This is a genomic window from Rugamonas rivuli (assembly GCF_009380165.1).
Classification (GTDB): domain Bacteria; phylum Pseudomonadota; class Gammaproteobacteria; order Burkholderiales; family Burkholderiaceae_D; genus Rugamonas; species Rugamonas rivuli.
Map to the genome: position 1 here is coordinate 352,257 of NZ_WHUF01000005.1, position 15,625 is coordinate 367,881.

A 15,625-nucleotide genomic window follows, 5' to 3' on the forward strand; every position below is an offset into this window, starting at 1 on the left:
ATTAGATCGCTATCGTCTCCTTGCCTAGTATGTCTTGGTCGGCTGCCAGTGGTGGCCGACCATCATAAAAACGACCAGGAGACATCATGAAGAACCCCATCCGGATGACGCTTGTAGCCCACGCCCTCGCGCTGGCTTTCGGCGGAGCCCTGCTGTCCGGCGGCATTACCGCACCAGCCTACGCCCAATCGAACGCCACCGGCATCATCTTCGGCCAGATCGCCAATCACAACGGCACCAGCGTGGTATTGGAGAACATCGCCACCGGCGCGCGCCGCACGGTCCATCCGGATGCCAACGGCCGCTATCAGGCCACCTCCATGCAACCGGGCAGCTACAAGGTCATGCTGATGCGGAATGGCGAAATCGAACGCACGCTCGAAGTGGAGGCCTTGATCGGCCAGGGCGTCGAAGCTTCGTTCGACGCCGTGCAAGCCGTCACCGTATCGTCGCGCCGCCGCACCATCGACGTCAGCAACACCAACAACGGCGCCGTCTTCACCGCGCGCGAACTGGAGGCGCTGCCGGTGGCGCAAAGCATCTCGGGCATCATCCAGCTGGCGCCCGCCACCACGCGCGGCAGCCCGCGCATCGGCGGCGACAGCTTCGGCGGCGCGGGCGTGTCGGAGAACTCGTACTACATCAACGGCTTCCCCGTCACCAATGTGTACAAGCAGATCGGCTCGACCACCCTGCCCTTCTTCGCCATCGCCCAGGCGCAGATACTGCAAGGCGGCTACAGCGCCGAATTCGGCCGCTCCACCGGCGGCGTGGTCAACATCACCACCAAGAGCGGCACCAACCGCTGGGAAGCCGGCGCGGTGCTGCAGTACACGCCCAACAAGCTGCGCGCCAAACCGGAGGACACCTACTATCCGCAAACCGGCGCCAACCCGGCCACCGATGGCAAGCTGCTGACCTATCGCGGCGCCAACAGCGCCAACGACGTCTTCGGCAGCGCCTATGTCGGCGGGCCGCTGATCAAGGACAAGCTGTTCGTGTTCGCCAACGTGGAGCAGGACCGCTTCAACACCGCCTACATCAGCAAGGACTCCGATTCCACCAACAAGACCAACGGCTGGACCGAACGCGAAAGCCGCACGCCGCGCTACCTGGTCAAACTCGATTACAACATCAACGACGACCACCGTCTCGAATTCACGCAGATCCACGACGAGACCAAGAAGACCCAGCAGAACTACGGCTTCAGCTACACCGACCTGCAACGCACCAACGTGCGGGCCGACGGCGTGACGGGCGATGGCGCCATCACCAACGACTCCATCCTCAAGTACACCGGCTTCCTGACCGACCGCCTGACCGTGACGGCGCTGGCCGGCCGCTTCAAGTCGACCTACCCGCAAAGCACCGAAGGCTATGTGCCGGGCATCTTCCAGGTGTCGGCACCGGCGCGCGCGCAGGTGCCGGGCCTCATCTACAGCAACCCGCAAACCATAGGCGGCACCATGCAGGTCGCCAACGCCGAGGACAAGCAATCGACGCTGCGCCTGGACGTCGAGTACAAGCTGGGCGACCACGGCCTGCGCGCCGGTATCGACCACAACAACGTCTCCTCGATCAACGGCTCGTCGCTGGCGGGCGGCGGCAGCTGGATCTACTCGCGCTCGGCCAATCCGAATGCGACGGTGCCGGGCGGCCGCTCGCCGGCATCGGGCGGCGGCTACGGCACCCAGGGCTATTACGTGGACGAGTACCACCAGAGCGATGCGGCCTCGCCGAAGACCGACCAGAGCGCGCAGTACGTGCAGGACCGCTGGCAGGTCACGGACCGCATCCTGCTGGACCTGGGCCTGCGCAACGAGCAGTTCACCAACAAGAACAGCTTCGGCGTGGCCTATGCCGAGCAGCGCCACATGCTGGCGCCACGCGTGGGCGCAGCCTGGGATGCGCGCGGCGACAGCAGCCTGAAGCTCTTCGCCAACGCCGGCCGCTACCACCTGCAAATTCCCACCAGCGTGGCGCTGCGCCTGGCCGGCAATCCGGTGCACATCGACCACTACTTCACCTACACCGGCGTCGATGCAAAGACCGGTGCGCCGACCGGCCTGACCGAAATCAGCCCGCCTTTCTCCGCAGGCAATGAGTACGGCCAGGCCAAGGATCCGCACCAGGTGGCAGCCAGCAACCTGGGCGCCACCTACCAGGATGAGCTGGCGCTGGGCTTCGAAGCGGCCCTGACGCCGGCTTACACGGTGGGCGCCAAGTTCACCTACCGCACGCTGCGCAACACCATCGAAGACTGGTGCGACCAGCGTCCGGTGGATGCCTGGGCAAAGCGCAACAAGGTCGATGCCAGCCGCTACAACATGCCCTGCCTGCTGATCAACCCGGGCCAGGGCAACACGCTGGAGCTGGACCTGGGCGCCAACGGCAAGCTGGTGACGGTGCCGCTGTCGGCCGAAGATATCGGCCTGCCGAAAGTACAGCGCATCTACACCGCGCTGGACATCTTCGCCGAACATCCGCTGCGCAACGGCTGGTACGGCAAGATCAACTACACGCTGTCGCGCAGCCGCGGCAATATGGAAGGCCAGGTGGCGTCCGACATCGGCCAGGCCGACATCGCCGCCACCACCGCCTTCGATTATCCCGAGCTGATGGACGGCGCCAACGGCCTGCTGCCGAACAACCACACGCATGTGCTCAAGGCTTACGGCTACTACCAGCTGACGCCGGAATGGCGCGTGGGCACCAACATCAACATCGCCACCGGTGCTCCGAAGTCCTGCATCGGCAACCTGCCCAAGGCGCTCAACGTCAACAACAACCCGGCCGGCTGGTATGGCGCAGCCACCTTCTATTGCGACGAGAAGCTGGCGCCGCGCGGCTCGGCCGGCACGCTGCCGACCGATATGCGGCTGGCCCTGAACGCGACCTACATGCCGGCCTGGTTCAAGGGCCTGACCTTGAAGGCCGATGTGTTCAACCTGCTGAACCGCCAGACCGTGCTGGCCACCCAGCCGGTCTACAACTCGGGCGCCGACACCATCAACCCGTACTACAACCAGGTGCTGGGCCGCGCGCCTGAGCGCCAGGTGCGCTTCTCGGCGGAGTACAACCACAAGTTCTGATGGATAAAAAAAACCACCAGCCTGAACGCGTTCAGAGCTGGTGGTTTTTTTGCATTACAGTGTTTGTATCAACGTTGTATTAACGGTAAAACGCTTCGACCTTGCCTTTCAGCTTGATCAGCATCGGATTGCCGTAGCGGTCCAGGCTTTTGCCGGCCGGTACTTTGATCCAGCCTTCGCTGATGCAGTACTCATCGACGTCCAGGCGTTCTTTGTCGTTAAAACGGATGCCCACATCGTGTTCGAACACGGCGGCAACGTGGAATTTGCTGCGCGGGTCGATCGACAGGCGATCGGGCAGCGGAGGGAGTTGAGTAGTATCGTTCATCCCGGCATTATATCAGCTGGTTTTGAAGATGAGCTGCGCCACCCGTTGCAATTTCGGGTACACCATCGGCACCGTCAGCATCGTGCTGCCTATCGCCATCAGCAGCAGCGCAGTGAAAGTCTCGCTGGTGATGATCTGCTTATCGAGCAAAATATTGACAAAAATGATCATGATCAGCGCCTTGGTCTGCAACAGCCAGCCGATGATGGAGGCCTCGCCCGGCCCCCACTTGAGGATCTTGCCGGCGATGTGAATGCCCGCCAGCTTGCCGCTGACCGAGGCGATCAACAGCACCGCCGCCACGATGAACACCGCCGAACCGCCCATCGCCCAGTTGGTGCGCAAGCCGGTGCTGAGGAAGAACACCGGCATGATGGCCATCAGCACATTGGCGCGCATGAAGTCCATTTTCTCCTGGTTGAACCACTCGGCATCCATCACCGCGCCCGCCAGGAAGGCGCCGACCATGAAGTGCAGGCCGGCCCAGTCGGCGGCAAACGCGCACGCCGCCAGCCAGATGAAGGAGATGTACCAGCGATCGCGCTCCTCCAGCCGCACCATCACCATGCGGAACAGCCTGGTCGCCACGGCAAACACCACCAGGAAGCCCAGTTGGCGGCCGACGCGGTCCCAGTCCAGCAGGATCACGGCCAGCACGCCCCAGATGGCGATATCGTCCAGGCTGGCGTAGCGCAGGATGCGCTGGCCGATGGGCTGGCGCAGGATCTCCAGTTTTTCCATCAGCAGGATCAGGATGGGCAGCGCCGTCACCGCGCAAGCCATGCCGATGCCCAGCACGAACTGCCAGCTTTGCGCCTTCGGCCCCATCCAGCCCGCGTAACCGACCAGGCCCAGCGCGGCGATGCAGCCGAACACCAGCGGCGTGCCCAGCGCCAGGCCGGCGGTGATGGTGCTTTCGCGGCGGTGCTCCCAGGCCTTCTTCAGGTCCAGCTCTATGCCGGCGATCATCACGAAGATCATCACCGCCCACCAGGCGATGCCGTTGAGCGACTGCACCACCTGCGGGTTGAAGACAAAGCTGTAATATTCCGGATAGGCGCGGCCCATGATGCCCGGCCCCAGCAGGATGCCGGTGATGATCTGCACCACCACCAGCGGCGCAAAGTAGTCGGTGTTGCCGAAGCGCCAGATCAGGTACGGCACGCTAAAAATAATCATCATCGCGATCAGGAAGATCTCGGTGGTGCCCATATGCATAAAAAGTCTCCGCTATTTTTGTGTAGTTTTGGTAAAACAGATTTTGAGCCGCAGCCATTCTAGCCGCGTTTTATCTCAAAAATTCCTGTAGTTTGAATTCTGTGGCGTAAAGCACAAAAAATTACTTGCGCACTCAAGCAATTGCTATATACTTGCTTACTCAAGCATTCATCAAGAATAATTTAACAACAGGAGTTCGCATGAACGAGATCAATCACGACACCCCGGCCGACGTCAGCCCGAGCCTGGAATTTGCCCTGCGGCTGGCGCGCGCGCAGGCCACGCTGGTGCGCCGGCTCGACCAGGTGCTGGGCGGCTACCACGGCATCAGCTTCGGCGACTTCATGCTGCTGCACTACCTGAACCGCGCCCCCGGCGGCCGCCTGCGCCGCGTCGACCTGGCCGAGCGCCAGGGCCTGACCGCCTCCGGCGTCACCCGCACCCTGCTGCCGCTGGAAAAAATCGGCCTGGTCGAGCGCCAGCAAGACCCGCGCGACGCCCGCGTCGCCTACGCCGCCATCACCGCCACCGGCCGCGAGCTGCTGGCCAACGCCGTCACCGTGGCCGAGCAAATCAGCAAGGAATTGCTGCGCAATTGCCCCACCGCGCATTTCGACGAACTGAGCGGCGCACTCGCCCTCATCGCCGGCATGAACGCCTCCAACTCCTGACACGCCTGACTGAGAGCGCCACCATGGACGATCCGAAAAAAACGCAACGCGCGGCCTTGATGCGCAACCACAACTTCAAATGGCTGCTGCGCGGCGGCGTGATCTCCATGCTGGGCGATCAGCTGACGATGGTGGCCCTGCCCTGGCTGGTGCTCAAGCTGACCGGCGACACGCTGGCGCTGGGCCTGGTCATCGCGCTGATGAGCATCCCGCGCGCGGTCTTCATCCTGATCGGCGGCGCCGTGGTGGACCGCTACTCGCCCAAGCGCGTGCTGATGCTGAGCAAATACGCCAACGCCTTGCTGCTCGGCCTGCTGACCTTGCTGGTGCTGAACAACCAGCCGACCATGACCGTGTCGCTCAGCGCGTCGCTGTCGCTGACGCTGGACCTGAACGCGCACCTGACGCTGATGATCATCTACGTGCTGGCTTTCGGCATCGGCCTGGCGCAGGCTTTCGGCATCCCGTCCGGCACCAGCATCATGCCGCAGGCGATCGCCGCCGAGCATCTGCAGGCGGCCAACGGTTTCCTGATGGGCCTGCGCCAGCTGTCGATGCTGATCGGCCCGCTGATGGCGGCGGGTCTGCTGGCGCTGTCCGGCAACAGCGGCGGCGTGATCGCCGACGCCCGCGGCCTGGCCTTCGCCTTCGGCTTCGACTGCCTCAGCTTCCTGGCCTCGGCCTGGACCTTGTCCAAGGTCGGCAAGCTGACCGCGCCAACGCAGCAGGAAGCACCGCAATCGGTGCTGCGCTCGGTCGGCGCCGGCCTGATGATGGTATGGAACGACGCGCCGATGCGCATGTGCTTCATCTACTGGGGCATCGTCTCGCTGTTCATCGGCGGCTCGATGCAGGTGGCGATACCGGTGCTGGCCAGCGAACAGCTGCACGGCGCCTCCACCCTGGGCCTGCTGATGGGCGCCAACGGCGCCGGCATGCTGCTCGGGATGGCCGGCGCCGCCGTGGCCGGAGCGCGCCTGCGCTTCGCCAGCTTCGGCACCGTGCTGCTGCTGGTGGACGGCGTGGCCGGCCTGCTGGTGATGCCGCTGGGCGCCGTGCACGCCGCATGGCAGGCGGCCGCGCTGATGCTGGCGCTAGGCCTGCTGTCGGGCTACATGCAGATCAACGTCTTCACCTGGATACAGCGCCGCGTGCCGCCGCACATGATGGGCCGCGCCATGAGCATCTTCATGTTCATCTTCATGGGACTGGCGCCGTTGTCGGCCGCCGTCACCGGCTGGGTGCTGACGGTGATCTCGCTGTCGCAATTGTTCTTCGGCGGTGGCATCATACTGGTGGTGTTCGCGGCGCTGGCGTATCTGCTCACGCCGATCCGCAGCATCACGAACACTACCAACACCCCGCAACCGCAGTAAAAGGAAACGTGCATGGAAACCAAATGGCTGGAAGACTTCATCTCGCTGGTCGAGACCAATAACTTCAGCCGCTCGGCGGCGCTGCGGCACGTGACGCAGCCCGCCTTTTCGCGCCGCATCCAGTCGCTGGAAAACTGGCTGGGCACCGACCTGGTCGACCGCACCTCCTACCCCACCACGCTGACCCCGGCCGGCATCGTGTTCTACGAGCAGGCCTTGGAGATGCTGGCGCAGATCAACGGCGCGCGCGACATGCTGCGCTCCAAGCGCGCCGCCGCGCAGACCAGCATCGACCTGGCCGTGCCGCACACGCTGTCGCTGACCTTCGTGCCGAAATGGCTGACCGCATTGGAGCACGACTTCGCGCCCATCAGCAGCCGCCTGATGGCGCTCAACGTGCACGACGCCGTGATGCAGCTGGTCGAAGGCGGTTGCGACCTGCTGCTGTGCTACCACCATCCGCGCCAGCCGGTGCAGCTCGATCCGGGCCGCTACGACATGCTGGTGCTGGGCCGCGAATCGCTGCGCGCCTACGCCCGCTGCGACAAGAACAAGGCGCCGGAATTCACACTGCCCGGCACCAAGAAGGAGCCGCTGCCGTTTTTGTCGTACACGAATAACGCCTACCTGGGCCGCATGGTGGAGCTGATCCTGACCGACTCCAAAACCCCGCTGCACCTGGACCCGCACTACGAAACCGACATGGCCGAAGGCCTGAAGATGATGGCGCTGGAGGGCCGCGGCGTGGCCTTCCTGCCCGAATCTGCGGTGACGCGGGAGCTCAAGCAGAAGCAGCTGGCGCGCGCCGACGGCGGCGCCTCGGAATGGGAAATCGAGATGGAAATCCGCCTCTACCGCGAGCGCCCGTCGGCACACCGGCGCGGCAAGGCCATCGTCGAACGGCTGTGGGAATTCCTCGAACAGCAGCAGAAAAACAGCGGCCGCAAACGCCGCGTCGCGGTGTCGGAACGCTAGCCGGTTCAGTAGCACTACGGAGTACCGCTGCAGTACCACTTCGTTAACTATGCATTTTTTGCATAGCCGAATGCGCATACAGCATTGGCCCGCCTCAAGCCTCCAGGCCTATGATTCGCTCCACTTGAAGACCGCCACGAGCGGATTTCAGCCACGAATTCCATCGGAGACTTGAGCATGACCACTGTACAAGCACACGCACTTCCTTCCTACCTCAATCCAGAAGACCTGGGCCCTTGGGGCGTCTACCTGCAGCAGATCGACCGCGTTACCCCGCACCTGGGCAGCCTGTCGCGCTGGGTCGAAACCCTGAAGCGTCCGAAGCGCATCCTGACCGTCGACGTGCCGATCGAGCGCGATGACGGCACCATCGCCCACTACGAAGGCTACCGCGTCCAGCACAATATGTCGCGCGGCCCAGGTAAAGGCGGCGTGCGCTTCCACCAGGACGTGACCCTGTCCGAAGTGATGGCACTGTCGGCATGGATGACCGTTAAAAACGCGGCAGTCAACGTGCCATACGGCGGCGCCAAAGGCGGCATCCGTGTCGATCCGAAGACCCTGTCCCGCGGCGAACTGCAGCGCCTGACCCGCCGCTACACCAGCGAAATCTCGCTGATCATCGGACCAAACAAGGACATCCCGGCACCGGACGTCAACACCAACGAACAGGTGATGGCATGGATGATGGACTCCTACGCCATGATCGAAGGTAATCTGTCGACCGGCGTCGTCACCGGCAAACCAATCTCGCTGGGTGGCTCGCTGGGCCGCCGCGAAGCGACCGGCCGTGGCGTGTTCGTCGTGGGCCGCGAAGCCGCCGCCAAGCGCGGCGTGGCTATCGAAGGCGCTCGTGTTGCGATCCAGGGCTTCGGCAACGTCGGCGGCGTGGCTGCGACCATGTTCGCTGAAGCCGGCTCCAAAGTTATCGCCGTACAGGATCACACCGGCACCGTCGTGCATCAAGGTGGCCTGGACGTGGAACGTCTGCACAAGCACGTCGCCGAATGCGGCAGCGTGACCGGTTTCGCCGGCGCCGAAGCCTTCCTGGACCGCGACGCGTTCTGGGGCATCGAATCGGACATCCTGATTCCGGCCGCACTGGAACAGCAGATCACCGCAGCCAACGCGCCGAAGATCCGCACCAAGATCATCCTGGAAGGCGCCAACGGCCCGACCACCCCGGAAGCGGACGACATCCTGACCGACAAGGACGTGCTGATCGTGCCGGACGTGCTGGCCAACGCCGGCGGCGTGACCGTATCGTACTTCGAGTGGGTACAGGACTTCTCCAGCTTCTTCTGGAGCGAGGACGAGATCAACGCCCGCCTGACCCGCATCATGCAGGACGCCTTCAACGCCGTATGGTCGGTGTCGCAGGAGAAGAAGGTCACGCTGCGTACCGCCACCTTCATCCTGGCGTGCACCCGCGTGCTGCAGGCCCGCGAAGTACGCGGCCTGTATCCATGATCGACTAATCCCCAGCAGTTTGCGCCTGCACCGGCTTCGGCCCGTGCAGGCGTTTTTCGCATTCAGAGCCAATAAAATAACGAGGACACCCATGAGCACCATCGAACAGAAAGCGCTGGCCTACCACCGCGCCGGCAGCGCCGGCAAGATCGCCATCGAAGTGACCAAGAGCGTCAGCACCCAGGAAGACCTGGCGCTGGCGTACTCGCCGGGCGTGGCCGCGCCATGCGTGGAAATCCAGCGCGAGCCGGCCAAGGCCTACGAGTACACCGCCAAGGGCAACCTGGTCGGCGTCATCACCAACGGTACGGCGGTGCTTGGCCTGGGCAATATCGGCGCGCTGGCCGGCAAGCCTGTGATGGAAGGCAAAGTGGTGCTGTTCAAAAAATTCGGCGGCATCGACGCCTTCGACATCGAGATCGACGAAACCGATCCCGATAAGCTGATCGACATCATCGCCGCGCTGCACCCGACCTTCGGCGGCATCAACCTGGAAGACATCAAGGCGCCGGAATGCTTCTACATCGAGCGCAAGCTGCGCGAGCGCCTGTCGATCCCGGTGTTCCATGACGACCAGCACGGCACCGCCATCGTGGTCGGCGCCGGCATGCTGAACGCGATCGAGATGACCGGCCGCGATATCGCCACCGTGAAGATCGTCTGCTCCGGCGCAGGCGCGGCGGCCATCGCCTGCCTGGAACTGCTGGTGGACCTGGGCGCGGAACGCAAGAACATCTACGTCTGCGACAGCAAAGGCGTGCTGACCACCGCCCGCAACCTGGACGGCGAAAAAGCCGCATGGGCGCAGGACACCAATGCCAGCAAGCTGTCCGACGTGATGGAAGGCGCCGACGTGTTCCTCGGCGTGTCCGGTCCTGGCGTGCTGTCGCCGCTGGATATCGAGCGCATGAAGCCGCAGCCTATCGTGTTCACGCTGGCCAATCCGGAGCCGGAGCTGCGTCCGGAACTGGTGCGCGAAGTGGCGCCGGACGCCATCATCGCCACCGGCCGTTCGGACTATCCTAACCAGATCAACAACGCGCTGTGCTTCCCATACCTGTTCCGCGCTGCGCTCGATTGCGGCGCCTCGACCATCAACCAGGAAATGAAGCGCGCCTGCGTAGTGGCGCTGGCCGACATGGCGCGCAGCGACGCCCGCTTCGGCAAGGACTACGTGGTGCCAGGCCTGCTGGACCCGCGCCTGCTGAGCGGAGTGACGCCGAAGATCGCCACCGCCGCCTGGCGCAGCGGCGTCGCCCGCAAGGAGCTGAACGAACTGGAATACGCGGACGACCTGCGTGATCTGGCGGAATCGCTGATCTAAGAGCTTGATGCGCCGGAGCTAACCCTGATCTACCAGGACTGCGACGGCGCACTCTTTACATTGAAGCCCTCCTCGTCCGTCGGGGGCACGAAGAATTGCGTGATCAAGTCAAATTCAGCCTCGCTCGTGCTGAACTGATGCAGGCCTTCTTCGTTACGGCGCCTCAAACGCCGCTTGCACTCTTCGTCGCTGACATCCAGATAATGCAGGCAGTGCGCGGCCGAGGTGTCGGCGAACAGCGTCTTCATCCAGCTGCGCGTCGCGATCGTATTCGCCGGGAAGTCCAATACGACCGAACTGCCGGCGGCCAGCACGTCTTTGATCAAGCCTTGCAGAGCGCTCCGCAATTTCGTCGTGCAGCGGACGTAATCAGCCAATGACAGGATTTCGCCGGGATAGAGGATAGCCAGCATCTTGTCCTCGCTGATCACCACCGTGTTCGGCGTTTTCGCCAACTCGCTCACCAACGTGGATTTTCCAGCCGCGATTTTGCCGCATACGAGATGCAAGGTCGGGACATTAGTTACATCGTCTGTTTTCATGTAACTCTCCAGCGCCGTTATTTAACCGCCAGCTTGGTCAGGACCAGCTGCGCGATCGGATGCGGCCACGACTCGAAGTTGACCAGTCCTGCCTGGACCGGAATGATGCTGGTGCCGACAGGGCCCTTGCCGGCCGGCGTCACCATCACGCCATTCATCATCAGCGTGTACTTGGTGCGATTGACGATTTCCAGCAGCATCGTGGAACTGCCATCTTCCTTGACCGACTGCGTGAAGCGCAAGGAAACGTCGGCGGACTCCGGGTTCGGCAGGTATTTGACCGCCGCCACCGCACCATTCTGAACATCGAGGCCGATGCCGAAGTAATCGTCCTTGAACAGAAACACCGAGCCATTGAGCACGAACGGCACCTTGCCAACCGGGTACTCCACGTAGTGTGTTTTATCCTGATGCAGCCGCAAGGTGTACGGTTCGCGAAAAACGACGCCCTCGTCGGCCATCGCGAAATTGGTGACGGCCGCCAGGGCCAATACAATGCTTCGGTAGGTAAAATTCATAGCGCAAGTGGGTGGTTAAGAACAGTTAAACAGCACATCAAGCCTGAAGCGCCTGCGCTTGCCCTTTTCAATCAGGATAGCGACAGCGTGCTCCTTGATGGTGTAGGTGATGTTTTTGATGGTTTCGGTTTTCTCGTCGCTGAGCGGCTTGATCTCGACATCCAGGCCCCCGCCTTGATAGCGGCGCGGCTTGCCGTCGCCCACATCATGGCTGCTGGAGGAAGGCACAGCCACCAGGCGCCCGGCGGATGACATGAGCAGATCGCCGTTCAATTCATACCCTACCAGCTTGCCCTTGTTTTTGAGCGTCGCATAGCAGGTCTTGGCTTCCAGCCGTCCGGCCGCCAGCTTGCTGTCCATTGGAATATCGACCGCCCACACCGCCGACACTGCGCAGCAGAAGCCAGCCACCACGCACGTTTTTATAAGATTTGCGTAACGTTTCATTGGGTCTGTATTTTTTTGCGCTGCGCGATCCAGTCGTCGATCACCCGCTCCAGAACGGCGAGCGGCAGCGAACCGTGGGACAGCACTTCGTTATGGAACTGCTTCAGATCGAATCTGGCGCCCAACTCCTGCTTCGCGTGTTCGCGCATCGCCAGTATCCTCACCATCCCGGTCTTGTAGGCCAGCGCCTGCCCCGGATCGACGATGTAGCGTTCCACCTCCGCCGTCACATCGCCCTCCTGCATGCCGGTGTTCTCCATCATATAGCTGATGGCCTGCTCACGCGTCCAATGCTTGTAATGGATGCCGGTATCGACCACCAGCCGCGTCGAGCGCAGCATCTCTTCGCGCAGGCGGCCCAGGTTATCCAGCGCATCCTTCTCGTAGCCCTGCTCATACGCCAGCCGTTCCGCATACAGCGCCCAGCCCTCCGCATAGGCGGTAAAGCCTATCACACGGCGGAAGAACGGCACGTCGCTCAGCTCCTGCGCAATCGCCACCTGGAAGTGATGGCCAGGTATGCCTTCATGATAAGCCAGCGTGCGCATGACGAACTTCGGCGTCTCGCCGGGATTGCGCATATTGGCGTAGAAGATGCCGGGCCGGCTGCCATCGAAGGAGCCTTCGCTGTAATAGGCTCCCGGCGCGGTCGCCTCGGAAGCCGGCGGAATCTGCTCGACCTTCACGCCCAGGCTAGGACGGATATCGAAAGCGCGCCCGATGCCGCTGTTGATCTCGTCGAGTATCACCTGGTAGCGGCCCAGCATGTCCTTCTTGCCAGCCGGCGTATTCGGATACTGCTGCTCCGGGCGGCTGGCCAGCTGCTGCACGCGCGCGCCGACCGAGCCTTCGGACAAGCCTTGCTGCTTGAGGATGGCGTCCATCTCCCCGCTCACCCGCTCCACTTCGGCCAGGCCCAGGTCATGCACCTGCTGCGGCGTCATGGCGGATGTGGTGTGCTGGCGCACGCACCACGCGTAGTAGGCGTCGCCATTCGGCAGGCTCCAGGCGCCGTCGTTGCGCTGCGCCTTCGGCTGCAAAGCGGTGAAGTAGGCGATCAGGCCACGATAAGCCGGATATACCTGCTCCTGCACCGCCGCCTCAACCTGGGACAGCAAACGCTTGCGGGTATCGGCGTCCATCTCGCCGGCCGGGATCTTGTCCAGCTTCTGCTTGAAGCTGACATACAGCACGTGCTGCTGCGGCGCCTGCGCGATCATGCCCTGCATCTGCGCCAGCACCTTCTCCACCGTGAAGCGCGGCGGGATGATGCCATGCGCCTCGCGCAGCTTCAGGCCTTCGGTCAGTTGGGAGAACTTCTGCGGGACCAGCTTCAGGCGCGTGATGTAGTTCTCCGCATCGGCCTTGCTTTCCACTTCGTGCGTCTGCACCAGGAAATCCGGCAACGCGCTCTGCACGCCGTGCAGCTGGTTGACCGGAAAATCGTGCAGCTTAAAGGGCTCGCTGTCGACCTGGTTTTGCAGGAAGTAGTTCAGCGTATCGTAGGACAGCTGGCCTTCGCGGTCCAGCTCATTGCGGTCGTAGCGTTTGAGTGTGGCCAGGGCGTCCTTGGCCAGGGCGAGCATCTTCTGCTCGTGCGCGGGCGTGGCGTCGTCCAGCTTCGCGCTGGAGAAGTCCATCCAGCCGGGCAGGATGCGCATGGCAGACAACTGCTCCGGACTTTCCAGCGCGGACACCGCAAACAGCCGCGTATAAAACCAGTCCAGCTTGAGCGGCTTGAAATAAATAGTATGGGCGACCAGCGCCGCCAGAATCAACAACACGGTCGACAGCACGGCTGCCGACCATTTGAATACACGTTTCACCAAGCCCCCCATTAATCATAATTATTTATCAATTATGTAATGAGCGGCTCCACGTATGCAAGCGATATCTAGCCGTTGGCGATGCGGCGCACCTCGTCGTTGCGGCGAGCCGAAGCCGCAGCCGGCTGGCGGCGCGCGTGGCCGCGCATACCCACTACGCTGGCCGAGCGCGGGCCCTTGCCCGCCTCCAGCTTGAATACATCCACCACATGCGCCAGGCTGGAGGCCTGGTCCTGCAGCTCCTGCGCCGCCGCCGTGGCTTGCTCGACCAGCGCGGTGTTCTGCTGCGTCATGCTGTCCATCTCGCCGATGGCGTCGTTGACCTGCTCGATGCCCGCCGTCTGCTCCATGCTGGCGCCGCTGATTTCGCCCATAATCTCGGTCACGCGCTTCACGCTGGCCACCACTTCATGCATGGTCTCACCCGCCTTGTGCACCAGCTCCGAGCCGGTGCCGACCTTCTCCACCGAATCGTCGATCAGCGACTTGATCTCCTTGGCCGCAGCGGCCGAGCGCTGCGCCAGGTTGCGCACCTCGGTCGCCACCACCGCGAAGCCACGGCCCTGCTCACCGGCGCGCGCCGCCTCCACCGCAGCATTCAGCGCCAGGATATTGGTCTGGAACGCGATGCCGTCGATGACCGAGATGATGTCCACGATCTTCTTCGACGACTCGTTGATCGACGCCATCGTCACCGTCACCTGCTCCATCACCTGGCCACCCTGCTCCGACACCTCGGAAGCCGACACCGCAAGCACATTGGCCTGCTGCGCATTGCCGGCGTTCTGCTTCACGGTCGACGTCAGCTCTTCCATCGCCGTCGCCACCTTCTCCAGCGACTCCGCCTGATGCTCGGTGCGCAGCGACAGGTCGCGGTTGCCGGAAGCGATCTCCGACGACGCCGTCGCGATCATGTCCGTCCCCTGGCGCACCTGGCCGACGATGGACGACAGGCTGTCGCGCATCGCCTTGATCGCATGCAGCAGACTGGTTTTGTCATCCGACTTCACTTCCACATCGATGGCCAGGTCGCCCTCGGCGATCTTGTTGGCGATCTCGGTGGCGTAGGCCGGTTCGCCACCCAGCTGCTTGAGCAGCAGGCGCGTATTCGCCCACGCAATCAGCACGCTGACCACGAACGACAGCACCGCCTGCAGCACGATCCACAGCCGCGCATCGCTGGCGTGGGCGTTGACGCCCGCGCTGGCGGCAGCCGTTTCCGCCTGCGCAGCAGCCATCACCGTTGCGATGTCGGTCACGATCTGGCGGCGCAGCGGGCTGCATTCCTCGGTCAGGAAGCGGCCGAAGGCTTCGTTGTCGCCGGCCTCGCGCAGCTGGCGCGGACGCTTCAGCGCATCGGCCATCTTCAGCAAGCCGCTGCGCACCTTGTCGAAATTGGCGTCGCCCGCATAGGCCGGCGTCATCTTCTCCAGCGCGGCCAGGTAGACGGCCTTCTGTTCGTCGAGCAGCGCCAGCTCCTTGGCCGCCTGCGCGTTGTCGGTGAAAATGTAAGCGTTACGCGCGGCCAGGCCGGTCTGCGCCAGCGCTTCGCGGGCCACGTACAGCGGCTCCAGCTTCTGCGCCGCCACCTGCTGCTGCAACTGGAAGGCGCCGGTGATCGACGACATGCGCACCACCGCGAACGTCGCCAGGATCAGCATCAACGCCGTCAGCGTGCCAAAACTCAGCGCAAGCTGGGTACCTATTTTTAACTTCTTGAACGATTCCATTCAATCTTCCTGTCGAAAAGGGCGAACGCCAACGGCGACGCTTGCGGCGTCGCTGGCTCAATGAGGGGTATGGGAAAAACAAGAGAACGCGCGGCGCTGTTTGGGGCG

The 15,625-nt window shown here is 63.1% G+C and carries 13 protein-coding genes; 6 read left to right on the top strand and 7 right to left on the bottom strand.

The annotated features are described in order from the left end of the window. Nucleotides 1-86: 86 nt before the first annotated feature. Nucleotides 87-3,092 (top strand): TonB-dependent receptor, encoded by a 3,006-nt coding sequence (locus GEV01_RS20285; RefSeq protein WP_152807356.1) that lies wholly within the window; start codon nucleotides 87-89, stop codon nucleotides 3,090-3,092. 79 nt (nucleotides 3,093-3,171) lie between these two features. On the opposite strand, the gene GEV01_RS20290 is transcribed toward GEV01_RS20285, so the two are convergent. After that, on the bottom strand, nucleotides 3,172-3,420 hold the full coding sequence (locus GEV01_RS20290; protein ID WP_008447201.1) for a DUF3297 family protein: 249 nt from the start codon (nucleotides 3,418-3,420) through the stop codon (nucleotides 3,172-3,174). A 12-nt stretch (nucleotides 3,421-3,432) separates the two neighbouring features. Continuing rightward, nucleotides 3,433-4,638, bottom strand: a complete 1,206-nt coding sequence (locus GEV01_RS20295; protein ID WP_152807357.1) for a cation:proton antiporter — start codon at nucleotides 4,636-4,638, stop codon at nucleotides 3,433-3,435. 200 nt (nucleotides 4,639-4,838) lie between these two features. Here GEV01_RS20295 and GEV01_RS20300 point away from each other — a divergent pair, with 200 nt between their 5' ends. The 5 genes from GEV01_RS20300 (at nucleotide 4,839) to GEV01_RS20320 (ending at nucleotide 10,454) form a co-directional block, all read left to right on the top strand. Beyond that, complete coding sequence (locus GEV01_RS20300; RefSeq protein WP_152807358.1) at nucleotides 4,839-5,309, top strand: MarR family winged helix-turn-helix transcriptional regulator; 471 nt, start codon at nucleotides 4,839-4,841, stop codon at nucleotides 5,307-5,309. Between the two features lie 23 nt (nucleotides 5,310-5,332). After that, nucleotides 5,333-6,685: an MFS transporter gene (locus tag GEV01_RS20305; protein ID WP_152807359.1), complete on the top strand. Its 1,353-nt coding sequence runs from the start codon at nucleotides 5,333-5,335 to the stop codon at nucleotides 6,683-6,685. Between the two features lie 12 nt (nucleotides 6,686-6,697). Continuing rightward, entirely contained in the window at nucleotides 6,698-7,660 is a 963-nt protein-coding gene (locus tag GEV01_RS20310) for a LysR substrate-binding domain-containing protein (protein ID WP_152807360.1), read from the top strand. A gap of 177 nt (nucleotides 7,661-7,837) precedes the next feature. After that, entirely contained in the window at nucleotides 7,838-9,130 is a 1,293-nt protein-coding gene (locus tag GEV01_RS20315; RefSeq protein ID WP_008447193.1) for a Glu/Leu/Phe/Val family dehydrogenase, read from the top strand. 91 nt (nucleotides 9,131-9,221) lie between these two features. Then, nucleotides 9,222-10,454: a malic enzyme-like NAD(P)-binding protein gene (locus GEV01_RS20320; protein ID WP_152807361.1), complete on the top strand. Its 1,233-nt coding sequence runs from the start codon at nucleotides 9,222-9,224 to the stop codon at nucleotides 10,452-10,454. Between the two features lie 29 nt (nucleotides 10,455-10,483). Here the strand turns inward: GEV01_RS20320 and GEV01_RS20325 are convergent, their stop codons facing one another. The 5 genes from GEV01_RS20325 to GEV01_RS20345 form a co-directional block, all read right to left on the bottom strand. Further along, complete coding sequence (locus tag GEV01_RS20325; RefSeq protein ID WP_152807362.1) at nucleotides 10,484-10,996, bottom strand: AAA family ATPase; 513 nt, start codon at nucleotides 10,994-10,996, stop codon at nucleotides 10,484-10,486. A 17-nt stretch (nucleotides 10,997-11,013) separates the two neighbouring features. Next, nucleotides 11,014-11,514 carry a hypothetical protein gene (locus GEV01_RS20330; protein WP_217428454.1) on the bottom strand — a complete coding sequence of 167 codons (501 nt, stop codon included), beginning with the start codon at nucleotides 11,512-11,514 and terminating at the stop codon, nucleotides 11,014-11,016. Between the two features lie 15 nt (nucleotides 11,515-11,529). Further along, on the bottom strand, nucleotides 11,530-11,961 hold the full coding sequence (locus tag GEV01_RS20335) for a hypothetical protein (RefSeq protein ID WP_152807364.1): 432 nt from the start codon (nucleotides 11,959-11,961) through the stop codon (nucleotides 11,530-11,532). Beyond that, nucleotides 11,958-13,787: a DUF885 domain-containing protein gene (locus GEV01_RS20340; protein WP_328595569.1), complete on the bottom strand. Its 1,830-nt coding sequence runs from the start codon at nucleotides 13,785-13,787 to the stop codon at nucleotides 11,958-11,960. The genes GEV01_RS20335 and GEV01_RS20340 overlap by 4 nt, the downstream gene beginning before the upstream one ends. A 68-nt stretch (nucleotides 13,788-13,855) precedes the next feature. Continuing rightward, entirely contained in the window at nucleotides 13,856-15,517 is a 1,662-nt protein-coding gene (locus tag GEV01_RS20345) for a methyl-accepting chemotaxis protein (protein ID WP_152807366.1), read from the bottom strand. Nucleotides 15,518-15,625: the final 108 nt, after the last annotated feature.